18 protein-coding genes are annotated in these 25,574 nt (G+C 39.3%); 1 reads left to right on the top strand and 17 read right to left on the bottom strand.

Annotated elements, in window-relative coordinates:
• Nucleotides 1-145: 145 nt before the first annotated feature.
• The 11 genes from hpsJ-B to rpmB form a co-directional block, all read right to left on the bottom strand.
• A complete protein-coding gene (hpsJ-B, locus tag CK510_RS00695; protein WP_095719843.1) occupies nt 146-982 on the bottom strand; it encodes a hormogonium polysaccharide biosynthesis protein HpsJ in 837 nt (278 codons plus the stop codon).
• A 242-nt stretch (nt 983-1,224) separates the two neighbouring features.
• A complete protein-coding gene (locus CK510_RS00690; protein WP_095719842.1) occupies nt 1,225-1,884 on the bottom strand; it encodes a TIGR04282 family arsenosugar biosynthesis glycosyltransferase in 660 nt (219 codons plus the stop codon).
• A gap of 176 nt (nt 1,885-2,060) precedes the next feature.
• Nucleotides 2,061-2,621: a pilus assembly FimT family protein gene (locus tag CK510_RS00685; protein WP_095719841.1), complete on the bottom strand. Its 561-nt coding sequence runs from the start codon at nt 2,619-2,621 to the stop codon at nt 2,061-2,063.
• Between the two features lie 100 nt (nt 2,622-2,721).
• Nucleotides 2,722-3,687 carry a glycosyltransferase gene (locus CK510_RS00680; RefSeq protein WP_095719840.1) on the bottom strand — a complete coding sequence of 322 codons (966 nt, stop codon included), beginning with the start codon at nt 3,685-3,687 and terminating at the stop codon, nt 2,722-2,724.
• Between the two features lie 42 nt (nt 3,688-3,729).
• Nucleotides 3,730-4,737: a hormogonium polysaccharide biosynthesis glycosyltransferase HpsE gene (gene hpsE / locus CK510_RS00675; RefSeq protein WP_095719839.1), complete on the bottom strand. Its 1,008-nt coding sequence runs from the start codon at nt 4,735-4,737 to the stop codon at nt 3,730-3,732.
• Nucleotides 4,734-5,741, bottom strand: coding sequence for a hormogonium polysaccharide biosynthesis glycosyltransferase HpsE (gene hpsE, locus CK510_RS00670; RefSeq protein WP_095719838.1), 1,008 nt, complete (start codon nt 5,739-5,741; stop codon nt 4,734-4,736). The genes hpsE (CK510_RS00675) and hpsE (CK510_RS00670) overlap by 4 nt, the downstream gene beginning before the upstream one ends.
• A gap of 266 nt (nt 5,742-6,007) precedes the next feature.
• Entirely contained in the window at nt 6,008-6,691 is a 684-nt protein-coding gene (locus CK510_RS00665) for a pilus assembly FimT family protein (RefSeq protein ID WP_245911793.1), read from the bottom strand.
• Between the two features lie 54 nt (nt 6,692-6,745).
• On the bottom strand, nt 6,746-7,738 hold the full coding sequence (gene hpsC / locus CK510_RS00660; RefSeq protein ID WP_095719837.1) for a hormogonium polysaccharide secretion pseudopilin HpsC: 993 nt from the start codon (nt 7,736-7,738) through the stop codon (nt 6,746-6,748).
• A 63-nt stretch (nt 7,739-7,801) separates the two neighbouring features.
• Nucleotides 7,802-8,512, bottom strand: a complete 711-nt coding sequence (gene hpsB, locus CK510_RS00655) for a hormogonium polysaccharide secretion pseudopilin HpsB (RefSeq protein WP_342745915.1) — start codon at nt 8,510-8,512, stop codon at nt 7,802-7,804.
• A gap of 94 nt (nt 8,513-8,606) precedes the next feature.
• Nucleotides 8,607-13,751, bottom strand: coding sequence for a hormogonium polysaccharide biosynthesis protein HpsA (gene hpsA / locus CK510_RS00650; protein WP_095719835.1), 5,145 nt, complete (start codon nt 13,749-13,751; stop codon nt 8,607-8,609).
• Between the two features lie 715 nt (nt 13,752-14,466).
• On the bottom strand, nt 14,467-14,703 hold the full coding sequence (rpmB, locus tag CK510_RS00645) for a 50S ribosomal protein L28 (RefSeq protein ID WP_095719834.1): 237 nt from the start codon (nt 14,701-14,703) through the stop codon (nt 14,467-14,469).
• A 54-nt stretch (nt 14,704-14,757) separates the two neighbouring features.
• Here rpmB and CK510_RS00640 point away from each other — a divergent pair, with 54 nt between their 5' ends.
• Nucleotides 14,758-14,976, top strand: coding sequence for a hypothetical protein (locus CK510_RS00640; protein ID WP_095719833.1), 219 nt, complete (start codon nt 14,758-14,760; stop codon nt 14,974-14,976).
• Nucleotides 14,977-15,123: 147 nt separating this feature from the next.
• Here the strand turns inward: CK510_RS00640 and htpG are convergent, their stop codons facing one another.
• From htpG to CK510_RS00610, 6 genes are all read right to left on the bottom strand, one after another.
• The gene (htpG, locus tag CK510_RS00635; RefSeq protein WP_095719832.1) at nt 15,124-17,079 is read right to left on the bottom strand and encodes a molecular chaperone HtpG; all 1,956 of its coding nucleotides are present in this window, start codon (nt 17,077-17,079) and stop codon (nt 15,124-15,126) included.
• 203 nt (nt 17,080-17,282) lie between these two features.
• On the bottom strand, nt 17,283-18,260 hold the full coding sequence (gene hpsE, locus CK510_RS00630; protein WP_095719831.1) for a hormogonium polysaccharide biosynthesis glycosyltransferase HpsE: 978 nt from the start codon (nt 18,258-18,260) through the stop codon (nt 17,283-17,285).
• A gap of 545 nt (nt 18,261-18,805) precedes the next feature.
• Nucleotides 18,806-19,438 (bottom strand): class I SAM-dependent methyltransferase, encoded by a 633-nt coding sequence (locus CK510_RS00625; protein WP_095719830.1) that lies wholly within the window; start codon nt 19,436-19,438, stop codon nt 18,806-18,808.
• A 169-nt stretch (nt 19,439-19,607) separates the two neighbouring features.
• Nucleotides 19,608-22,277 (bottom strand): ATP-dependent chaperone ClpB, encoded by a 2,670-nt coding sequence (gene clpB / locus CK510_RS00620; RefSeq protein ID WP_095719829.1) that lies wholly within the window; start codon nt 22,275-22,277, stop codon nt 19,608-19,610.
• 650 nt (nt 22,278-22,927) lie between these two features.
• Nucleotides 22,928-23,560, bottom strand: a complete 633-nt coding sequence (locus tag CK510_RS00615) for a type I restriction endonuclease (RefSeq protein WP_095719828.1) — start codon at nt 23,558-23,560, stop codon at nt 22,928-22,930.
• Nucleotides 23,561-23,650: 90 nt separating this feature from the next.
• Nucleotides 23,651-25,564 (bottom strand): iron uptake porin, encoded by a 1,914-nt coding sequence (locus tag CK510_RS00610; protein WP_245911794.1) that lies wholly within the window; start codon nt 25,562-25,564, stop codon nt 23,651-23,653.
• Nucleotides 25,565-25,574: the final 10 nt, after the last annotated feature.

Below are 25,574 nucleotides of genomic sequence, written 5' to 3'. Positions count from 1 at the left end.
ATAGTATCAAATACTACATATATTGTGGTAAATTTTAGGTAAAGCAAAGTTAATAATAAATAAACTGTCCCCGTAATAGTCGTAGGGGCAGGGTTTCCCCGCCCTTATATTAATTTAAGATTGATACTGCCATACCCGAAAAGTATTAGCGTGCAGCAACCTTGCGTGTAGTACCTTGTCCTACACCCATGCTTCTTAAACCAGTCCAGCCAATGATAATGTAACCAATCGACAGTAACAAACTACTAATACCAATCCGCAACCCAGACTTCCAAGCACCATCCTTTGCTTGTTTCTCAGCTTCTTCCTTTTTTTCGCGGATTTGACGCTTTTGTTGCTCTGCTAATTGTTCAGGATTGCTTTGTTGAGCAATAAATTTATCAAGTTCTTCGGGATTAGCCTTAAATTTCTTGAGTAATTCCTTCTGCTGCGCTGGTAGGTTAGGATTTTCTAGCGCTTGCTTGTATTTTTGCTCATCCTTAAGCAGCTCTGTAAATTGAGCCTTAACTTGAGTCTTTTGTTTTTCAAGTTCAGCTTTGATTTGTTCGTTTCCAAGTTGAGCTTTTACTTGGGACAATTGGCTATCGAGTTGTGTTTCGGCTTGTTCCGCTTGCTTACTGATTTGCTCAATGCTTTGATTGCTGGCTTGACGGATATTATTTAAATGCAAGGGGAAAATTAGCAAAAACATCAAACCTAAAAGGCTTGATATGACTAACGCAGGCATTCTTAAATCAAAACCGCCAAATCCCTCGCTATCGAAACTATCTGCCCAATATCCGGCAAATAGCATTCCCAAACCAACAAGGGGTACAATTCCTCTGTCCACTAATGCAGTTGCCAAGTTAATCTGCCATCCTTTATCCGTAGGTTTAAAGGGAAATAGCAAAAGTACAAAATCGATGAGAAAGGACAAAATCAAGATAATTCCGACTATCTTGAGAGTGCGGGAAGCTGTCGCTGCTGCAAAACTGTTATTCATAATTTTTCTGTTGTTGGGCAGTACAAATGATTGCCATGTTTCAAGTTACTGGAATATTGTTCCCGTAACCCTATCTGTTCTTTACAATTAAAACAATAAATTTTTTGATATTAATAAATTTTTACCTTTTTACTCGAAATTACACCACGGTAGCATCTGCTTTTTAGGCTGTCCTCAGAAAATACTCGGTTCTTGAATATACAAGTATGGGGAATGGGGAATTGGGAATTGGACATTATTCCTCATATTTCCCGTTTTCCCCAAATCTCCAAATCTTCAGGACGATCGACATCAGCGAGTGGTTGTAAGTATATCGAAGATAATTTGAGTTTTTGAGCAATATTTATAGTTTGTTGAAATACTTGCGAAGTTCCCCAATCGATATTTTGAAATAATTCTGCAAATACTTCTTTAACGGAGAGTCGCAAACCGATTAAATAATAGCCCCCATCGATTGCAGGTCCCAGTACTAGGTCAAAATTGTCAAGATGTGCAAAACCTGTACTTAGAAGTTGGGAGTCGATATCAGGACAATCAGTACCGATAATGATAGTTTTTTTAGCACCAGCGTGGAAAGAATCCGAGAGCGATCGCATCATTTTTTCTCCCAAATCTCCTTCCCCTTGGGGTTGATAAATTAAGTTCTCACCAAATAAATTATCCCCTAACCAAGCTTGCATTAATTGCAAATTCCCCCCAGCAAACCGCACTTCTACAGATACATTCACCAATTCTTGAAGTTTTTGAACTGTGGATAAGGTATGCTCCGTCATTTGACGTTGCAGATTAGCTGCTCCTTCCGCACCAAGAAGGGGAATTAACCGGGTTTTCGTCCGGTTTGCTTCAGGATAGCGAGTAAATATGATTAGATGCTGCTGAGATAGGTTTGTTAAATTTTCCACGAAATAGCTTGATTAGCTCAACCACAAAATCATATTAGAGAACTCCACAGAAAGAAATGCTCTTCGGTCATTCAGAGGAACGTTCGCGTAGCGTGTCCCCTTGGGACTCAGAATCTCGCGCAGATGCTTCGTTCCTCAGCATGACAACACAGGATCATTCATTTTGTGGCTTACCCTTAATAGCAATACTTACCATTTTCATCGGGTTGATTGCGGTCTTTAGCGGTTCGCATTGCACCTAAGATAGTGGAGACAATAACACAGCGTTTGGGAATGCCTGTACTCGCTGCTTGTGTCGAGTTGCTAAAATTTTTTAGAGTAATTCTTCCCAGTTGGGGAATGACATTACCTTGATAATCAAATTGAACCTGGTAAACATCACTTTGATTTTTTCTCAAAGTTGTTTCCCCGATATCAATATCAATATTTGAGTCGAGAGTATTCCATAATCCGTCAGCGACTGGTTGATTTGCTGGATGAACAGCCCATTGAACGAGATTATTTTGTTTGCGGAAACTTGTTTGCCAGGTAACTTTTGCTTTCTTAGCCTGACTTTGTGCTTGACGTATTGCTTGATATGCTTGGTCTTGGGCTGTATTGAGACGACGAGTGTTGATAAATTGCAGCCAAGAAGGTGATGCGATCGCGGCTAAAATTCCAATGATTAAAACCACGACCAAAGTTTCTATTAACGTGAAGCCGCTACTAGAAGAGTTTTTATTAATTTTTTTCAACATGATTAGAGTGGTAAATGCATTTGGTAAATGTATTTTGGTAAATGCACCCTAATCTATTCCCCTAAACAAAAATATTTTGAATTGAATAATCAATCGAAACTTAAACAGCTTTTAACTGATTTTTTTGGACTTTTAAAGAAGTAAATAACTTATTGTAAACCTCTTTGGGCAAAAGTACAATTATGATAATTTTGAGCCAAAGTGTAAGCACAAATTTAAGTCGCTGCAATCTGTCTTTATCATAGATAAAATACTTATGTAGAAATTTAGCTGCGGTGAAAGCTTTTTTTCGACTATAAGGCATTAGCAAAGCTCGACAAGTCAAATACTTATACAAGTTAGCAAAACTAGCATTTAACGCTTCTTTCTTAATCGACTGTCTAGCTTGGTAAGCACGATTCATAACTGTCAAACATGCTTTTTCTTGTCTATCTAAATTAGAAGAAGTTGAATCTTCACTAATTCTATAGAAAATTTGTACTTTTGGGACAGCAACAAACTCATACTTATCAGCTAATCTTAGCCACATATCCCAATCTTGAGCAGCTTTTAAAGACTCATCAAAACCCCCAAGCTCAATTAAAGCTTCTTTGCGTATTAAGGGATTAGAACCGTTTTCTAAAAAATTACTTATCAACAAATCATTGTAAACATCCCCATTTTTAGTAGCATGGGTTCCAGAAACGACAAAATTATCATTTGCATCAATATAATCAGTCCAACTGTATGCAACACTGGCTTGAGAATTCGCTTGCAAAGCTTCAATCTGACTGATTAATTTATCATTAGTCCACATATCATCTGCATCTAAGAAAGTAATATACTCTCCACTGGCATGAAATATCCCACGGTTCCGACTGACATTTGCACCTGAATTTTGATATGAAAATAATTGAATGCGGGAGTCATTTAGTTGAGAGACAATACTAGAAGTACAATCTTGAGAACCATCATCAATTATTATTAATTCAAAATCATTAAAAGTTTGATTTAAAACAGATTTGACGGTACGTAAAATAGTTTTCTCAGCATTAAAAGCTGGTACTACCACAGAAATTTTTGTCATTTTCGGCGAAATAATTTCCTTAAGTAAACTCAAATAGATAATTTAGCTTTGTAAACCTTGTTTATCGAAAAGTTTACCTAAAAAACTGGTAATATAATAGTTTAAACTCAATATTGGACTCATCATACTACCCCGGTAAAACTCAATCTCAAATTTTGTGATAAGATTACTTTCTAATTCACTTCTATGTTTAAAAGAATATTGAATTAAACGACGTAAATTACCCAAGAATGTCTTAGCCATAATCAGTGGTTTTTGCCATTTGGCAGTATTTATCAGACGCAATTGACAAATACATAAACCGCAACCACGAGCCAAAGATTTGAGATATTCTACTTCAAATCGCCATTTTGGAATTTGATGATAAGTATGCATTTCTGGGTTATACCAAATTTGCCAACCACCGAAATGAATATAAAGTAGTGGTTCGTAGTCATCCCCTTGCACCAGTATTCCTGGCAATTTTCCTGTTAAAATCGGTTGAGATGGGACATTTTCATACCATGCTTGTTTCCTAATAACTAATGCAGCACCTGGTGGTAATCGAAGATTATTTGCATCAAATAAAAATGGCTTATCCCCATGTTCTCGAATAGCAAGAAAAGCTTGAATTTTTTCAAATTCTTCTGGTGGTTCCACTTCATAATTACCATGAATTTGACCACTCCAAGCACCAGCTTGTGGATATAGTTTGCCAAATTCATAAGCTGAAATTAGCCAGTCAGCAGCAGGCAAATTATCGTCATCTAAAAAAGCAACTAATTTTCCTTTTGCTTCTTTGACAGCAGTGATTCTTGCAAAAGCTGCACCTTGCTGAGGTTCGAGAATATATCTTAATGGTAACTGATAAAAATCATCTTTTTGATATTTTTGAATGACCTCATACGTATTATCACTACTATTATTATCTATTACTAGAATCTCCCAATTTAAATTATCAACTCCTGTTTGATTTAAAATCATTTCTAAAATAATCGGCAGGCGTTTTTCTCCATTAAATGTAGGAATCGCCACAGTAATATCAATTTCTTTGGATATTAATTTATTCATGTATTTAAAGATTGATGGCTATTTTGCTGTATATTATCTGATTTATTTTTATTACTAAAATATCCGTTCCTCCATAAGTAAAAAGGACTGATTAAGCTACTAAAATAAAGTTGCATTTCGCAAGCCGATACCAAATCATTTATGCTAAATCTATATTTGATTATTTGAAGTAATATTTTTTTGATGTCATTAATCATATAAAGAATTGACATTATTGGTATCATCCACTGATTTACTCCTGTCATTCTAGTTACATAGCGACTTAATCCAATACCTCGAAAAAATGGAAGCAAATATTCTTTTTTTAATCGCCAACTGGGTATTTGATGATAAATTTCCATCTCAGGGTTATACCAAATTTCCCATTTAGAATTTTGGATATAACATAGCAATTCAGTATCTTCACCTGTCAACATGTTTCCATTAGCTCTCCCATTTAAAATACAATCATCTGGTACGCATTCTAGCCAAGCTTCTTTTCTGATTACAAGCCCAGCCGAAGGAGGTAAAAATTTGCTATTTTTTTGGTAAATTAAAGGAATATCACCTCTTTCTGTAATTGCGAGGAATGGTGCAATTCTCTGAAAATTTGCAGGTGGTTCTACTTCCCAATTTGCATGAATTTGACTACCATAAGCACCAGCATGGGGAAATTTTTGGGCAAAGTTGTAAGCTGCTGCAACCCAATTCAATTCTGGATAGTTATCGTCATCAAGAAAACCAATTAGCTTACCTTTGGCTTCTGCAACTGCTCTTTTACGGGCATAGGCAGCTCCTTGTTTTGTTTCTAGGTAATATTCTAATTTAAAGGGATATTTCCAATTGGCTTTAAACTCTTTGACAACTATTGCGGTGTTATCTGTGCTGTTGTTATCTACAACGATAATTTCCCAGGAGATATTATCAACTTCTAATTGGTTTTGTAGACGCTGCAATAGCTCAGGTAAACGAGTTTCGCCATTGTATGTTGGGATAGCGATTGTGAAATCCACATATTTATTCATAAAAAAATATTTATTGTTATTAGGTCATTACACTTAAAATAAATGTGCTAACCAATCAACCTACGAAACATAAAATGTATCAACACTAATATGCACCCAATGTGTTAATTGTACTCATTGAGTTTTAATAGCAGTACCGTATTTTTATTGAAATATTTATGTTTGGGACAAAAAAAGCACCTAATATATCAATTCTGAATCTTAGATGCTGTTTTATGTTAAGTGTTATGACTGACTTTTTTTAAATTAGCTTGTTATGAAAAGTACTAGTTGCAATTATTATCCTTCTCTGTCCTTATTCCACCCAAAATAGTTTGGACAATTACACATCGTTTCGTGTTACCAGCCACTGTCGAATTTGGGGTCTGAGGTACAGCTACAACTAATTTTAAACCTGCTGTTTCTGTAAAGCTGGGTTTAGACAAAATGCCCATGTAATCAAAGGTAATATACTTTTTGGCTGTTGTGATTGAATTTGATGCTGTGGAGATAGTAGCTGTATTATCACTTGTAATATTTGTGGCTAATACAAACTGCTTAGAATTAACTCCTATTTCTCCTCCTACAGATTTCCAGATACTAATATCTTCTTCTTTCGTTACATTCTCACTGACAATAGCATATTCTATATCGTTACCTTGCTTACGGAACCAAAGACTTTGATTAATCTTAGTTTTTTTGGCTGCTCTTTGAGCTTCTTGTAATGTTGATAAAACAACATCATTGACTTTATTTATTCGCTGTCTATTGGTGAAGGCAAGCCAAGTTGGAGCAGCAATACCTGACAAAATACCGATGATTATCACAACCACAAGCATCTCTATCAGCGTGAAACCTCCTTGATTAAGTAATTGATATTTTGTTTTATTCTGGGTTATTGGATTAATTTCTTTTGGAACAAAAGTATTATTTTTGTATTTAAGCATTAATAAATTAAACTTTTTATACATGTTGGTGTTTTTTATTTTCGTTTTGATTTATGCTTTTAATTTTTGTCGTAAAAGTTATTTTGTAAATAAGAATCCTCTTCCTTGGATTCTGCCGCTTGCTATTGGAAAATATGAAGTATTGCTTGGGTTACTAGGTTCATATGCAATTGTGTTGCTATCATTTAAACGAGTATATGCACTTCCCCGCAAGAAGATTTGAGCTGCTACTTGGTCTGCGTCAACACAAGCGTAGAAACCACTTGTAATATTACCGATCGCACGAGGATTTGGATTTTCGCAAGCTTGGAATGAGTTCTCAGGGGTAGTCACACCAGTAGGTGGAGTATGAACATAATCAACTAAAGTGGCAATACGTTGGGTATAAGCACCAGTAGCAGCTACCCATTGGTTCATCTTTTGTTTTAGGTTTGCACCTGCAATTGTAGAACTGAGTGGTGGTGGATTAAACCCAACATCGCTACCTTGTCCTACTGCATTGGAGTTTGAAATATTTACTAAGCCTCGAATTTGAAATCTACCAATCCGTGCAGAAGGAGACCAAGTAGTGCTAGGCTCCGTAATCAGGTAGTATGCAACTAAAGAATATGCAAAACCATCATTTTTATTTGTGTCTGTAGTCGAGCTTACACCAGCACTTTCAGGTAAAAACTCTCGCTTCCAAAAAACTACTATAGGTTTACAGGTGTTGACGTTATTACAGCCAGTAGCAGCTCTTACTGGTGGAATCTGGTTTCTTATGCCCGATAAAGTTGCTGTGGCGCTATTGTCCCTTGTAACTCCATCGCTATCGTAAATATAAAGAGCTTGCTGTAAATCGCGAGCAATAAAATCGTATGCTGTCTGCATTTCTTGTTCAGTAGTCGCTTTTACCCCTTCTTTGCGATCGGTTTGGAGAATGTCTACCATAAATCCTAGTAGTGGCGTTATGACTAATACAGCTAAAATCATTGCTACTAATAGTTCAATCAGTGTAAATCCATTGGTGGTAGTTTTTTTTCTAAAACCTTTAAGGTGGATTTTCAAGAAAAATTTAAGTACACTCCCCATATTTTAAAGTTCCTTTACTATTAGATTTATGTTGGAATAATTGGTTTTTGAAATTTATAGAATCTAATTGCATCCTCTATTTGCATCAGTTGCACTCAAACCTGCATTAGTACGATCGCAGAAGTCTCCGTATTTAGGTATCGCATCATTAATTTCCGTGGTCATTATTACTAAAGGAGCCTTGCGACTGCCTATCCCAACGGGTGATTGTATTGGGTTAGATGTTAGTGCAGTCGCATCTGAAAAAGCATCTGCTCTGTAAATTCTGACACCTAAAGAGTATCCAGTGGTTGCAGTTGTATTATTGCCATTAAAGCGAAAAGCCTGGATAATCATATCTCTAGGTTGCGTATTTGTGCAGCTACCATCGGCATTTCCATCAATACAGTACAAATTTGTCGGTGTGGTGGATGTGGCTGTACTGGTGCAATAGGAATTTGCCGAACAATTAAGGCTTGTTGCCGATGTCGGAGCGCTTGGTGTCATGCTTGCTGTATCTAAGGGAGCGGCAATAACTTGACTTCTAACACCATCAACATAAGCCCTCGCTGCTTGGGTTCCAAATTCTATACGTCTAGCTTGAACACGGTTTGCCACTGATAGAGCGATCGCAGGTGCGATCGCAATCATCAAAATAGTAACCACAATAATTGCCATCAAGCTTTCAATAATTGTGAATCCGTCTTGTTGGGATTGTTTATGGTGCTTTACCGTACCTCTAAATTGGCTTAAATTTATTTTTTTCTGGCTAGCTGATTTTTTAGTCATCATCATAGTTATTTATCCAGTAATGTCACTACAAACTTTGAAAAGCTTTTTATACCCTTTATTTGCAAAGAAAGGGTATAAAAGTTCAGCTCACATGTTATTAAGAGGGATCGGATGGTATGGCAGTTGGGCAATTATTCGGACGATATCCATCTCCAGATGGAACTGCTTCGTTTGTATAAGTTGCACCTGGGTTGCCCTTCTTATCACTTGCAACAGCAGCACAAAGTAAAGATTGAACCCAAAGATCGTCACGACCAACTTCTCTAAAAAACTCGCTGGGACGACCTGTTTGGGGTTGGGTAAATCTTTGAGCAAACAAGTCAGGTTGTTCTGAGAGTAAACCTACGTCAAAACCCCAGGTTCTAGTTGGTGCCCAGTAGAATGGCAATAAACCATTAGAGTTTCCTATTGGGTATGTATCGAGAGGATAGTCAAAAATACTACGGTTATCGTTAATACCGCTCGCGTTTGTTGCTGTTGCTGCAACTCTGTCCGACAAAACTGTTGACAGGGGTGCAGTTGCAAATTTACTCCTTTGCATTTGGATGAAACTGCCACTGATTCGGGCATTAATACCGTTCCAAGATTCTGAGAAGCGGACAAAGTTTTGCAAACCTGCGGATACTTCTGCTGGTCTGCTGGGACTGTTTCCAACTACAAAGGTTGCATTATATGTTGTATTGCCATTTGCTGCATTTAACCAATTATCTCTAAACTGATTTTGAGCCGCACCATCGGTTCTCAAACCACCAGGAGGTAAACTATTTGCATCATTGACTTGAGTCACTGGTACTAGGATTGGTTGTCCAGTTCTTTCTTCAGTAGGTTGTATTGTGCCATCACGGTTGATATCTATAGCACCTACTTCAGTCGGTTGTATTGTGCCATCACCATTGATGTCAAGATCAGCAGGTGGGTAGTAAAACAGAGATTGGTTATTGTTATAGGTTGCTTGTGCAATGTCACTGGGATTAACGCCGTTTACAGTTCTAAACCATAGTCCGTTATTACCTGTAACACCGTAATTAGTAGCTGCGGCTGGACTTGTCGCATAGCTACACCCATTTGTTTGGTATTCAGCCGCAACAGCCGGAGTCGTGTAAGCAGTGCTACGTACTGGACAACCGACACCTATTGGTTGGTAAGGACTGGTAAGGCTAGCAACTACTAGTTGGTTGTTATTATCGCGAGCAAATGCGACTCTACGAGGAAAGCGTTGGTCTCCTTGAGTCAAAGCTAAATTTGCCGTATCCCCAGCCCCAAGTCTTTGTCTGATACTTTTTGCAGGTTGTAGAGGTAGAGGTGTTCCAACAAATGTGGTATTCCAATCACCACTGATACTACCACCAATAGTAGTCACTACTATACCGATTTCATTAGCTTTAACATTCCTTTCTGCGGCATTATCTAAAATGCCATTTCCATTGATATCAAATCCAACAACCCAGTCATTTGGTAGACAGTCGCTAACATCTTCTTTACGGCACATCTCCATTACATAAAGAGGTACGCCATTTGCTCGTCGTTGAATCGGTGTAACACCATTCAATGCATAGGAACCCAATTGTTCTGTACCCGTAGGGGTATTGTTTGTGTTTCTGGGAACACCAAGAGTACCCCACCAGTTTGTGTTAGTAACAAAACCATTTTCTAGGAAGCCATTTTGCAAACGACTTCTGGTAATTGGATCGAGGGTGGTTCCATTCACGGGGATTATTGCATTTCCAGAAGTTGCTCCCAGATTTAAATCGGGTACGGGAACGCCAGTATTATTGTTAATATCAAAATCGCCTTCACTGCGTGTTCCATCTAAGAAACTTCCAGATAGCAGTGTCATCGAGTCAGCAATAAGCGTTGCTGGTCGCCAATAATCACCACCTGTCGCGGGACAACCCGTTCTTCCCCCACGGCAAGCAAAGCTTGTATTGGGAGTGCTACGTCCATAAAAATCTGTTGTTGCTGTGGTTTCTGTAAATTCCTCGATTTCTGTTGTGCCAGTTGTACTTGTGCGGTGGAGGTTGAATGCTCCTCTAATATATGCTGGTAGATTGGTTGCTAGAATTAAACCTTTTTCTTGAGGGGTATAAGCGTTATTATTAGTCGCTGGTCTTCTTGCCAATGTTCCACCGTTAATTAAGCGGACCCCATTGGGGCGACGAGTTGGGTCTAATTTAAAGTCTGTAGGACTTAATATTTCTGATTGCGCTGAATTGTCGCTGGCATCGCGCATTGCATCGTCGCGACTTGCGTAGATAATCCCACTGTTTGGTAATAGGTACTCTGTTGTGCTAACTACAGTGTTGGCTAATTGTCCTAAATCGATGTCCGTCGTCCGAATCTCGAGTGGTTGGCGCTGTTCTAAGTCTAAGTCATTTTGATTGCCCAAAGCCGCAAAGTTAAGACCTAATCTGGCAACCTGCTTGGCTTCTCTACCATCTAAGAAAGAAGCTTCGCGAATTGCTCCATGAGGCGGCATATTTGCAGTGCCAGCAGCAACAATATTACTTGTTGGATTATTCAGAATTGAAACTGCACATAATGCGGTGTCAATTGCCGAATAATCGGAAGCCTGTAACGTAGTAGGTATAGTAGTTCCACTAAATTTTGACAAAGCATCTCGCAGAGGTTGATTGACTACTCTGCCATTTGGATATACTAGTCTTGCTTGTCTTTCTAATAAAGCTCTGTTTGTTGCGTTGAAGGTAGTTCTTCCTGGGTATGTGTAAACAACACCATTGTTAGATTTACCACCAGTTGTTGCAGTGTTTGCTGGTAATACTCCGGTAGGTAAAGCCGGTAAGCCGGTAATATCGCTTCTATTGCTTCTAGAGTCTGTATAGGTTTCTCCACTATCCCAAACACCATTACCATTAGTATCGTTGAGAATTCTGTAACTGGGGTCGTGATAGCTACTTACACAAGCTAGTGGTTCTTGAGCTACACCTGCGGTAGAGTTAATTTTGTAGTGGTAAACGGCAGTTGCCCGCATTAATAAATCGCCCGTACCTGTATTTGCTGGGTTCGCTGATGACATCCGCATTGTATCAGACCATACATATATATTATCCAAACTGTTAAATTTGGGTATATTGGCAGCCGTATCTACAGCATTTGGGCTGTGGGCAAGGTTGCGGCTTGTCAGCAAAGCTGGTGGAGTAGGTGCAACTGGAGCAGTACGGCTATAATTAGGAGTACCTTTAGTAGGAGGAATACCTGTAGTTGGGTCCCAATCATCGTCGCGATAAATACCTGCACCAGTGATAATTCTCACACCACCGACATTATCCAAGGCATTTCTCGGTTGCTCGTAGGCTTTTTCTTCCCAGAATCCATTTCTGTCGGTAATACCTAAGTCTGCAAGTGGTTGTATTTGGGAGTTACGCCATCTTTGCTTTGCTCCAGTTGTGGGTCGATTCCAGTTGACACTGGCAATTAGTTGATTTTCTTCCGCACCCACGTAGTTAGTACCCTTTAACCAGCGAGCGGGTAGGTTGTTACCAACAAAAACGCGATCGCCTATTTCAGTTTGAATACCTTCTTGTTTCTGTAAATCGGGGAATGTTGCGGATAAATTAGATGTGTTCACCGAGACTGCATCAGTGCCAGAAGTACCAGTTAACTTACCGCTAGTGATAGGCTCTCTCCAATCTGCGGGAGGGTCTAATTTCACATCGAAAGCTGCCTGAGCGAACCCAGCCTCTGCATCTGCTTTGGTGGCACCTTGACCAACTTCAGCAAAAGGTACTCTTCTGGTGCGATTCCGCAGGTAAATTTCTATTTCATCCTTAAGAATATCAGTAGCAGTTTTGTTGTCGTCCGTAGCGGCTACTTTTTCTGAGACATTCTGCTTAATTTCTTGTGGGTAGTTTGTATTCGCATTTACCGCAGTTTCCAAAGCAGCACCAGTAGTAGCAGAAAAACAAGTAGTACATAGCTCTTCAGCCCTTGTCTTCATTCTGGCTATGCGCTGGCTGTATGCATTATCGTTAAATCCAATTAGGGAACCACCACCTTTGTCAGTCGATTTATTACTGCTGTTAATTTTCTTTGTGAGATCAACATTTTGATTAAATCCTTGATATAAATGGACAACCCCTTGATTCGATTGGTCAGTGTTAGTACTTACGCTTCCCGTTCCCACATTACCACCAACAGTCATTAACCCATTTTCTTGGTTGAAGAAGCAAGACGATTTACTGCTCACCTGTCTAAATGTATTATCAGCACTACCACTACCTACAAGAAAATTACCGTTGGTATGGACTCTACCATTGATTGCTAAGTCAGTACCGGATGAAATTTCTAAGTCATTCTCGAACCATACGGCATTGTTAGGCAAAGGAATTCTACTTCTATCTTGCTGAAATTCTAATGCTGCGAAGCCTTTGTTTCCTTTATATTTTTCGTATTGGCTTTTTTCTGCTGCTGGGATTTGGTTATAAGCGGCATCAGTAATCGGTACGTTAACAGCATACGTAAAAAAGCTCTTACCAAGATTTCCATTTTGAAGTTTATACCAACTTGAATTACCAACTAAGGTCGAAAAACCTGCTGCATTCCTACATACTTGGTTTGTTGCATCGTTATCCATTGGCGGAGTTCTTGCTTCCAATGGATTTCTTTTACGAGCAAATTCTCCTGTATTTGAATCTCTACTTGGCGATCTAAAGTAAACCCCATATAAAGTGTATGTATCTTTAAGACCGTTATTATCTGTGTCGATCGCAAATTTCCAGGCAGTCTTTGATGCTTCGTTCTCTTCTATGCTATTGCCTCCTTCTTGAATACCTGCTTGACCATTAAAGTCATAAGCCAATTTCAAACGACTTTCATCACCAAGCCTATATTTATCCTTCTTTAAAGCATCATATAAAGCTCCATCTGATGGTGTTCCACGGGGCAATGTAGGGTCTTCAGATAGAGCATTTAATTTAGCTTTTACTCGGTCAATAGCAGGTGCGGTCGCATTTAGAATTACTTGGTCAACCCGCACATTGCTCGCATTTTTAGACCGTTCAAACGACCTAAATAATATGGCGATAGTCAACAACACAACCACTAGCGAAACCATCGCTACAGTTGGTAATAAAAAACCTGCATTCGACCATTCAGGTTTTCTTTTATTTACTAGGAAAGTACGCAGCAACCATAAACGCTGCTCTTGAAGTGTAGTGGGAGAGTAAGAACGAAGTTTTTGGTAGAAGTTTCTAATAACTTTGACTAACTCGTTATTTCGAGACATAGCCCTTTTCCTGTAGAATATTTACAAATGTATTTTTATGAAAAAATTTTCTTGTATCTAGAATATCGCCTATAGAAAAACAAGACAGACATATCCATATCTGGTCGTAAAACCAGACTTTCAAAGCCAATATTGAATCCCGATGAAAACAATTTCAAACAGATTCAAGACAGTTATATCACTTTTATTTTTTTTAGTTATTTTTTGTGTTTCCTGGTGAGTATTCTTCCGGAAAACGGAGATATTAGTTGAATTGATTAACCTGAGTTAATTATTTTATAGCCTACGGAGAATAATAATGGCATAACTTTGTTTTAACTTTGTAAAAGATAGTGTTTCTATAAGGGAACTTGATGAAGAATGTGCAATAAATCCAGAGAGTAGACTTATACTACCCACTTGCTGCTGGAAATATATCAATTTCTAAAAAAAATAATTTATATCAAGTTCGCTTAATTCGTTATCATTCGGGATTGCGATCGCGACTGTTAGATTCGACTTTGATTCGGGATTGCGATCGCAGTTTTAGGCGCTTCCAGAAAATAAAATCTGCAAATCGTATACTTATTTATCAACACTATCATGGGTGAGTGAGGGTGGGGAGACCCCACCCCTACAATAATTTGGGATTAAACCTTGTTCAATCAAAAACCTCCCCAAATTGGGGAGGTTCGCAAGTAAAGCGATTTTACTAAATTCTTGAATAACTGCGTCTTTAGTATTTATTCAAATTAATTCCAGCTTCTTTTGCCATTACTGCCAAACCTCTTTTTTCTATGGTTTTAAGGGCTTTGGTAGATATTTTAAGTCTGACAAAACGATTACCTTCAGGCCACCAAATGCGTTTGTCTTGCAAGTTGACATGTTGCAAGCGTTTGGTACGACGATGGGAATGGGAGATGGAAAAGCCGTTGTTTGCTTTTTTTCCAGTTAATTCGCAGCGACGAGACATGTTTTTATTCTCCTATTTTTGGGTGACAATCTCTTATTGTATAGGGATTTGGGAATGGGGCAATGGGCAATGAGAATTGCTGGTAGGGGTAAACGGTTGTTTGCCATCTATATTCTTTGCCCTGTGTTATTGCCTGTGTGTTATTTGGGATTTTCGCGTGGGGTAGAGAAACCCGGTTTCTGGTTTTTTCGTACCGATCGCGAATTTGCCGTGGGGGAGAAACCAGGTTTCTGGGATGTGGTGCGATCGCGATCTAACTACATCTATGACTAACCCAGGAAGTCGGGTTCCTTACCCCACGAGAAATTTCCAACTAAGCATGACTAACTCAGTAACCCGACTTCTAACCCTACGAGAGAAACCCAAATACTTAGCTTCATTAAGCATTCGGTGAAGGCAGAAACCCGGTTTCTTGAGTCCTTATTTTGTTACCTCTTGGGTAAGTTTGGTCAATACGTCATTAGAACGCTCAACAAAGGATTTCATCCCTTCTGCATCAAAGCCTTTTTGCGACATAAGAGCCAAATCGTAGACATGCTGACAAATCATATTTGCTAGCTGCCCTGTGGGGGAATCTCTGCCATCCTGGATAATACTACCTTGACTGAGTGTCGCCAAGTTCTGAATCAAGGGATGTGCGGTATTGACTACTAATACATGGTCTTCAGGGAAGTCTACAGCTTGTTGCTGCATCATGGCGTTCATTTCCCGGAGACGACGCAATATTTCCGGTAATAATACCATTGCTGGGGGTGTACCTTGGGGATTGTCTGATTTTAAGGATTCGGTGCGAATGTTTACCTTGGGTTTGTTAATGGCTTTCTCAAACAATTCCTTAATAACTTCGCTGCGGGTTTTGTTGGTGTTGGGGTCAACTATTTCTGCGGGTTTTTCTTTGTCCAGCAGGGTATTATCTAAATCGGAGTCTACCCGTGTAAATTTAACTTCGTTGTATTCCCGCTCCAGGAAGTTAATAAAGTGGGTATCGATGAAGGAGTCCATATATAGGACTTCTAACCCTTGACTTTTATGTAATTCTACGTAACTAGCTTGTGATGCTGCGTCGGTACAGTAGAAAACGCGGTTTTCGTGACGCTCTTTGTTACGTTCTAGGTATTCTTTGAGGGTTGTGTAGGGTAGTTTTGCTCCTGGGTTCACATCCTGCCAAGCGTCGCTATCTTCCGTCTGTACTTGAACAGTTGGGGTTGTGTCGCTGGGTTGGTAAGTGGTGCGGAAAACGGTGATATCTTCGACTTGTTTTTGGAATTTTTCGTCATTGAGTACGCCAAATTTGACGAATGTACCTAAATCCTTCCAAGCGCTGATATATTGTTCCCGGTTATCGCGGTACAGTTCTTTGAGCCTGTCACCGACTTTTTTGGCAATATAATCACCGATTTTTTTAACTGTTCTGTCCCCTTGTAGAGCGCTGCGGGAGACGTTGAGGGGAATATCGGTACTATCAATAACTCCACGCATGGGTAGGAGGAATTGGGGAATGATTTCTTCGACGTTCTCGCTGACAAATACTTGGTTACAGAAAAGTTTGATTTGCCCTTTGGTGACATCGACATCGGGGCGAAGTTTCGGAAAATACAGGATACCGTTGATGATGAAGGGGTAATCGGTGTTGAGATGTACCCACAGTAAGGGTTCTTCTTGGAATGGGTACAGATAGCGGTAAAATTCTAAGTAATCTTCTTTACTTAAGTTGTTTGCGGGTTCGCGCCAGGGTGCTTTTTGACGGTTGAGTACTTCACCATCGAGAGTGATGGGAACTGGCATGAAATCGCAGTAGGTTTTGACGAGGTTTTGGACTCGTGCTGGTTCCAGGAATTCGAGTTCTTCCTCCATGAGGTGGAGAGTAATAGTTGTACCCTTTGTGGTACGGGAAGAATCTGCGATCGCAAAGTTGGGGGAACCGTCACAACTCCAGTGAATCGCTTCTGCACCTTCTTTGTAGGAAAGTGTATCAATTTCGACTTGGGAGGCGACCATGAATGAGGAGTAAAATCCTAAGCCGAAGTGCCCGATAATTGGCTGGTTGGAGTCACCTTTGTATTTTTGAATAAATTCTTCGGCACTGGAAAAAGCGACTTGGTTGATATATTTTTTTACCTCGTCAGCTGTCATCCCGATACCATTATCGGTGATGGAGAGGGTTTTTTTATCTTTGTCGATGGCAAGTGTAATTTCAGGTTCGCCAATTTCACCGGAGTATTCTCCAGCACGGGATACCATACTCAGCTTTTGGATTGCGTCTACAGCGTTGGATACGAGTTCCCGCAAGAAAATTTGATGGTCAGAGTAGAGAGATTTCTTGATAATTGGGAATATATTCTCAGTATGGATACTGATGGTACCTTGTTCCAGCATAGTTTCTACTCGGAAATACAAATCATTTTAATAGTGTTTGGGTAGTTATGGGAAAATTACTATCCCACACAGGATTTTAAACGTAAGTCGAGTGTGATCGCTCTGCTTTTCTATGTCTGTTTGCACGCCAGTATATATTCGGATTTCCCTACTCGCATATATTCAATTTGGTAGATGTGGACGATATTTAGTTTTTTGTTGTTTTATCTAAAGCTTTTGTGGAGATGTAATTTTGCGTGGTAGAAGGGACTAATTAGGCAAGCTATTAAAAGTTCTAGTTCGCAGCGAGTTACAAGGTCATTTTTGACAGAATCCCGATATTTGATTATATGTTTAAAGATTTTACGCAAGTCGTTGAGAAAGTAAGCGATCGCAGCAGGTGGTTTTTGCCAATTAGCAAGGATTATTGTTCGAGTTTGGAAACGACTTAAACCAACCGAACGGCATAACTGAGTTAGATATTCTGGTTGGAAGCGATCGCGGGGTATATGGTGTGATAGCTGCATTTGGGGATTGTGCCATATTTCCCATCCACCTGCTTGCATGTGCAATAAAGCTTCAATTTCTTCTCCTTTAGAAGCAATTGAGTTTGCCGTTCTACCAAGTATTTTTGGTGTTTTGGGAACGCAATCAACCCATGCTTGCTTACAGATTGCGATTCCTGCCCCTGCTGGCATTATGCGCTTTGTAATAAAGGCTTTTTCTCCACGGTTAATAATTGCCATTAAGCTGGCAATGCGTTCAAAATTGGCTGGAGGTGCGATTTCATATATTCCCTGGATGCTGCTACCGCAGGCAGCAGCTTGTGGATGTTGTTGAAAGAATTGATATGCTGCTGCAATCCAATTATCTTTTGGTAAATTATCATCATCAAGAAAGCCAACTATTTCACCTTTGGCTTCTTGAATTGCACGACGACGAGCATATGCTACTCCCTGTCGAGATTCAAATATGTAGTTTAGTTGATTTTCGGCGAATTGTTGTTGGTAGCTATCAATAATTTGGGCTGTGTTATCACTACTGTTGTTATCTACGATGATAATTTCCCAGTTGAGATTTTCTTGATTAGCAAGCTGAATTGGATGTTGCGTTAAGTAAAGTAATTTTTCAATTAAAGCAGGTAATCTGTAAGCACCGTTAAATGTACAAATGGCGATAGTTAAATTTATTTTTGATTGCATGAAAGTTATTTGATTTAATCTTCTTTGCTATACATATTATTCTCCAGAGAGAATAAAGATTAAGCTATTAATCAAATAGTTTGTTGTAAAGATTCAGTAAAATTTCTGATGCCATTGAGTCGCAATTCAATTAATACTAGATTTACATAGGTTCTGAAGGATTGGGGTCAGTATAATTCGCAATTTTCAATACCTCTACCTACGGGATGCTAAAGCAATGGCGAAGCAAGCTTGACGGTATTTGCAGTTTATTTAGCCACGAATAAAACCGGAGATAATTTGCTTGGTTTCCGTCTATAAAACTAGCTTGGGCTACGGGGTGAAAAAGTTTATGGTAGGGACACAGCAATGCTTTGTCCCTACTAGTACCATGTGCAGTCAACCAGATTTGAGATAAATGGTATTAATTAAGGAAGTTATAATTTCAACTCATTAATTACTAATTAAAAATTACGATTTGTTTTGGTAATCTCCCCAACTTTTGAATCAAGTTAGGGATAATTATAAACCATGAAGATTAATGACAATGGTAATGATGATATTTATCAATCCTGCTTTTCTAAGACGAAAAACTGGTGATATGGATGGGTTTGATCGCGAAATTCTTGCTTAATTTTCAATCCAGCTTTTTCGATAGAATTTATAATTTTCTTTTTCGGATATCCTTTTAAACCCATTTCCCAAAAGTGCTGATTACAAATAGGTTTTTCTGACCAAAATCTTGGTATATGAAAAAGTAAATATTTTGACCTTTTTACATAAGAAAATTTAAATTGTATTCCTAAAAACTGGCAATTGTAAGGAATCGAAATAACTAAATATTTTTTGGTAGCTGCTGCTAGTTTCTTTAAAGCTTTTTCGGCTTCTTCGTAAGGTAAATGTTCTAATACTTGAAATAGCGCGATCGCATCAAATTTATCTTGAGGTAAGGAGAAGTCGGTTGTTAAATCTAAGATGAAATCAGGGTGTAAGTTTGAGTCTATATCAGCTGTCTGAACTTGATATCCAGCCTGTCTTATAATTTCCGTAAATATCGAGTTATAAATTCCAATTTCTAAGATATTTTGAACTTTTTTACCCAGGGATAATATTAAGCGTAGTTGATGGTGATAGCTAATAAACCTATCCCTAGATAAATATTCAATTTGTGCCAGATTTAATGAAGATATGAGTTGCATAATTAGTTACTTGTATTTATTATCTATGATTCCCATAATGCGAATCTAAATAACACTTTGAGATAAAAAAATAGATAAAATTCCAGATTCAATTTATATCCAAGAAAATTACCCTCCTAAAATTATAGGAAGGGTATTTCTTAATTGGTTAAAAACTAATTAGTTAAAATTACACTTCAGATGCTGACTCAACTAGAACCACAGAAGTTGGCGCGATCGCAGGTTTTGATGCTACTTTCTTGTCGAAGGATAAGCCATTTTCGCTGCTGTCGATAACAATGGTGTCTCCAGATACAAAGCTGTTGTCGAGAATTTTGGTTGCGATCGCATTCTCTACTTCTCTCTGGATTGCCCGTTTAATCGGTCTTGCACCGTATACTGGGTCATATCCGACTTCTACAAGGTAATCGCAAGCTGAAGAGGATATGTCTAAGCTGATTTTTTGATCTGCTAATAAGTTTTCGACTCGTTTTAGTTGAATCCGAATAATTTGCCCCATTTCACTACGATTGAGAGCATGGAAGATAATTAAATCGTCGATCCGATTCAGAAATTCGGGACGAAAATGACCTCTCAATGCTTCCAATACTCGGTTTTTCATTTTTTCGTACTGGGTATCATCACTGGAAACGTCGAGGATATGTTCGCTACCTATGTTACTTGTCATGACAATGACTGTGTTGCGAAAGTCTACTGTACGTCCCTGGGAGTCAGTAATTCTCCCGTCGTCTAAAACTTGCAGAAGAATATTAAATACATCTGGATGAGCTTTCTCCACTTCATCCAAAAGCACAACAGAATAGGGACGACGGCGAACAGCTTCCGCAAGTTGACCACCTTCTTCGTAGCCTACATAACCAGGAGGCGCACCAATGAGGCGAGATACGGAATGTTTTTCCATATACTCTGACATGTCCAGACGTACTAATGCATCTTCCGAATCGAACATAAACTGCGCTAAGGCTCTCGCTAACTCGGTTTTACCCACACCAGTTGGTCCCATGAAGAGGAACGAACCAATCGGTCGGTTGGGGTCTTTCATTCCCGCACGGGCACGACGAATTGCCGCAGAAACCGATTCCACTGCTTCCGATTGTCCAATAACACGTAGATGCAAATGACTTTCGAGTTGTAATAATTTTTGCCGTTCCGATTCCAGTAAACGGTTGACAGGAATTCCCGTCCATTTAGCGACGATTTCGGCGATGTCAGCTTCGGTAACTTGTTCCCGTAACAACGTGGAACCAGCGCTTTGCAAGTCGATTAACTGGGTTTCCTTGGCTTCGCGATCGCGCTGTACTCCTTCCAATTTACCGTACTTCAACTGTGCCGCCTTATTCAAATCATAAGCCCGTTCAGCTTGTTCGATTTGTACCCGCAATTTTTCTTCTTCTTGCTTCAAACCGCTAATTGCTTCCAATAGCTGCTTTTCACCTTGCCATTGTCCATTTAATTCCTGTTGTTTTTCCGTTAATTTACCGATTTCTTGCTCAATTCGTCCTAACCGCTCTTTTGTTTGTAATACAGCTTTATCTTCCCCTGCGAGGGAAAGTTTTTCCATCTCTAACTGCATCAACCGACGTTCAGTGGTTTCTAATTCCGCAGGTTTGGAAGTAATTTCCATTTTTAATTGTGCAGCAGCTTCATCGACTAAATCGATCGCTTTGTCGGGTAAGAAGCGATCGCTAATATATCTTGCCGAAAGTGTCGCTGCTGCAACCAAAGCAGAATCGGAAATTTTCACGTTGTGGTGAACTTCGTAACGTTCCTTCAAACCACGCAAAATCGAAATTGTATTTTCAACATTGGGTTGATCCACATATACCTGTTGAAAACGTCTTTCCAGCGCGGCATCTTTTTCAATATATTTACGGTACTCATTCAGGGTAGAAGCACCAATACACCGAAGTTCTCCCCGTGCCAACATCGGTTTGAGCAAATTTCCCGCATCCATCGAGCCTTGTTGCCCAGAACCCGCACCAACAACCGTATGTAGCTCATCAATGAATAAAACTATTTGCCCATTAGATTCCGTAACTTCCCGGAGAACAGCTTTGAGACGGTCTTCAAACTCACCTCGATATTTTGCCCCAGCAATCAGACTACCAATATCTAAAGAGATTAATTGCCGATTTTTTAAAGATTCCGGAACATCACCATTGACGATTCGTTGAGCTAAAGCTTCCGCGATCGCAGTTTTTCCCACACCAGGTTCACCGATTAATACGGGGTTATTTTTACTACGTCGCGATAACACTTGAATGACTCGGCGAATTTCATCATCCCGTCCGATTACGGGGTCAAGCTTCCCAGCCTTAGCGGATTCCGTTAAATCCGTGCCAAATTTTTGCAGAGCTTCATACTTAGACTCAGGGTTTTGGTCGGTAACTTTTTGACTTCCGCGCACAGTTTTGATGGCTACCTCAAGTTTTGCCGTGTCCACATCAATCCCTTTGAGCAAACGTCGTCCAACCCGTTCATCCTCAGCAAAACCTAAGAGAATATGCTCAATCGAAATGAAAGAATCCGCTCTGCGATCGCGAGCTTCGTCAGCGCGATCGAGTAAAGTATCTAAACCCCTACCTAGGTATAATTGTTCGCTTTTGGGGACTTTGGGTTGACGACGGGCAAATTCTTCAAGTTGTTGCTGTACAACGTTTGCATCCGCACCAGCCCGATTGAGAATACGGGCAGCGAGTCCATTATCTTGATTTAAAGCAGCGAGTATTAAATGTTCAACCTCCAACTGTTGTTGTTGGTAAGCACGAACCACATCCTGGGATTTTGCGATCGCTTCCCAAGCTTTATCAGTAAATTTATCTGGATCTGTAGGTTGCATCTGTAGGATTTTAGATTTTAGACTTGTCGTGAGCGTTCAGTCGAACGATTTAGGATTTTAGATTTAGGATTTTAATTTTAATTTCTCTATAGTATTTATACTCGCACCTTTTACTATTCCCGGTACACTTGATTGAAGCAGGAATAAACATCTAGACGCAAGTTAAGCTATGGGAATGGCAGAACCATTGTAACTACCCCAGCATTTTCTGGCAGGTCAGTTATACCATGTTGAATTATGCCATTGTTGATTATCAGATGATACTGTAGCAGCACACAAGCATGTTTCATCCAATGGGAAGGAATTAGTCTTTCACAGCATGATACTTTAACAACGGTTCTCGCAAGGCATTTTTGATTATTTCGCTAATACGTGGTGCATTAATAAACATTGGTGTCAACTTAACGTGAAAACCTCACTCAGTCTCGCTCCCATGCTCTGCGTGGGAGCGGATATTTAGGAGGCTCCAGCCTCCAGTTATGTAAGGAGGCTGGAGCCTCCAAATTGGCATTTCCAGCCAGAGGCTGGAAACGAGATGGCAAAGGTGATTTAGCTTAAGTTGACACCAATGATTAATAACCCACACCAAAAGGATTTTCCATCATTAGAGCGATTTTATGGGACAATAACTTGCCGAAGACCAAATTTGCCTAGTTAGTTATTAAAGTACCTAAATATTTGATAATTTTTAAGACCTCATAGAGATTACTCCGATATTGCGATCGCGTGGAAAATACGTCTGAAATACCGTACTGATTGCCAAGGGTTTTGACAAATAAATGACTGCTCCCATTTGTCACCATTCCATAAAAAGCTCTTTCTGAGTCTAGATTTGCTGACATGTAAGCTAGAGTCTGAGGAATGGCAATTTCTAAATCGAATGTGGTTTTTTTCGATTCAATTAAAATAATCCATAACCGACTTTGCAATACTAATGCATCAATTCTTCCCCGTAAAATTTCATCGTTATCTCCTGATGCCAGAAATTCTACGGACACTTCTGTTTTAAACCTGTAAGGAAACTGATAAAATCCTGCTAATTCTAACAAAGGAGATAGTACCACCATCTTCACAGTTTCTTCTAATAATATCCCGTCGGATATTTGATAGAGATAATTACTTCTTACTTGCTCTAATCTAGCTATTTCTAATTCATTTAAGGTCGGGAAATCAACCATCCATTCAGTGAAAAATTGGCTATTTTCAGCTAGAGTTAAACCTAATTTTTCTTGAACCTGTCGAAACGTCTTCATTTCTTCCGCGATCGCAAGATTTTTAGTCATATATAAAAAATGCTATTTTGGTCTTATTTACATTCTGCCAAAAAATTCAATTGGTTGCATTTAAACTAGAAACATCATCTTAGAACTTCCCTAAAAAGAAAATACCGTTCTCAAAGCACTTTGCCAAATTATCCCGTTATTCTTGTCATTATCAGGATTAGTAACCACCGAGAATATTGGTGTAACACTGATATTATCGCTGAGTTGAAAATTATAAAATGCTTCAAAATTGGTTTGCGTTGCATTCCCCACATCACCAGTAATAAAAGGTTGTGCGATCGCAATTCCTGCTAATGTCCCAGGTACAACAACATTGCGTAAACCCACACCAACTGACCAACTTACAGGATAAGTGCTAAAATCGCGGTTGAGGGAGGTATTAAATCCTGCATAATTACCAATTCCCAATCTTCCAAATACTCCCGCATTCCGATTTAGCGAATATTCTGCATTAATCCCCAAAGCATTAATATCAGTATTATTAACTACCGCATTAGTGTATTGTAAACGTAATTTTAGTTTATTACTGGGATTATATTCAGCTTCCAAACTAGCTTGATGACTATCACCAAATAACCCTCGATTGGGGTTTGTACCGGGTTGATTCGCATTAGCTGCAATGTAGAGTCCACGTAAAATTAACTTACTATTTTGCGGATTCCAGTTGATTGCTGCCCCTGCTCCCCCCGTGCGATCGATTTGATTTTGAACAATGAGGGGATTATTCAAAAAAGCACCCGAACTAAAATCTAGAGATTCATTGTTTCCATAGGAATTTTTATCGATAAAATCCCGTGGTGACATTTTCGCACCAACTGCGATCGCGAAACTATCTGTAGGGCGAAATTGGTAATATAAACGTCGTAATTTTAAATTTGATTCAACATCGGTATAATCAAGCCCCCCAGCATTCGCAAAAACACCATTTGAGCCTAATAAATTAACATTTTCTCGTTGTTCCTGACTAATAGCATCGCCACCATTATTACCAGATTCTAACTGCGTAAGCAGTAAATCTTTTTTATCAAAACTAGTTAAAAGATTGAGACGTGTTCGAGATACAACTGTATTACTCGCGCTGCTACCTCCAGTAAATCCAACAATTTGTTGTCCTTGTAGCTTAGTTGTCACCGAAAATTGATTTGCTTCGACTTCCGCAGCTTTATATTCAGTTGTGTCAATTCTTTCCCTTACTTCCTTCAATACTGATGCATATTCATTCTGCAACCGACGAACTGTAATCGCATCTTGACGTACATATTCATCACCGATCGCATTTCCCAGCAAACCTTCAACCTTATCCAGAGTAGCAGCCAAAGCCGCAGCAAACTCATACCGCGTCATTGCTTGGTTGCCGCGAAACTTGGGGGATGCTGAGAGAATCCCATAACGCTCCACCAACGATTTCAAAGCTTGATATGCCCAATCACTCGGCTGCACATCAGAAAGCTCTGTCACTGAAGGTAGTACAATTAACCCATCAGAACTTGGATCGGAACTTGGATTAGAACTTGGATCAGAATTGCGATCGCTATTAGCATCAACATCAGTATTCAGATTATCAACCGCATCAGCCGCAATCAAATATTTATCCCCATTTTTTTCCCTCCCCATTTTTTCGGGAAAGTAAAATATATAGGGAAGGGAGGGTTTTGGTTTTAATACCTTTGGAAACCGGGGAGAAATTCCACCAGAAAATTCTACTAATGTCGAATTTATATCACTTTCCGGTGGATATATTTGAGGAATCATTTCACCAGTTATAGCTGGAGTTGAGACTTGAGACGTTGCGTCAGGGATTGATATTTCCAAGTCAGATATTCCAGAGCTTGATATTCTCGAAGTCGGTATTTCTGACTGTTGCGGAGATGTTTGTGCAACTGACGGTAAACACAATTGACTCAACATCCCACTGCTAATTAAACTCCCAGCAAATAGTATTCGCGATACTTCCAGAGGAAATAACTGTTGCGATCGCAAGCACTGCTTAAAACTCAACTCCATCACACCTATA

This window comes from Brunnivagina elsteri CCALA 953 (assembly GCF_002289455.1).
In the GTDB taxonomy this organism is placed as follows: Bacteria; Cyanobacteriota; Cyanobacteriia; order Cyanobacteriales; family Nostocaceae; genus Brunnivagina; species Brunnivagina elsteri.
Note: the sequence above shows the minus strand (reverse complement) of the source record. Positions and strands in the feature narration are given on the sequence as shown.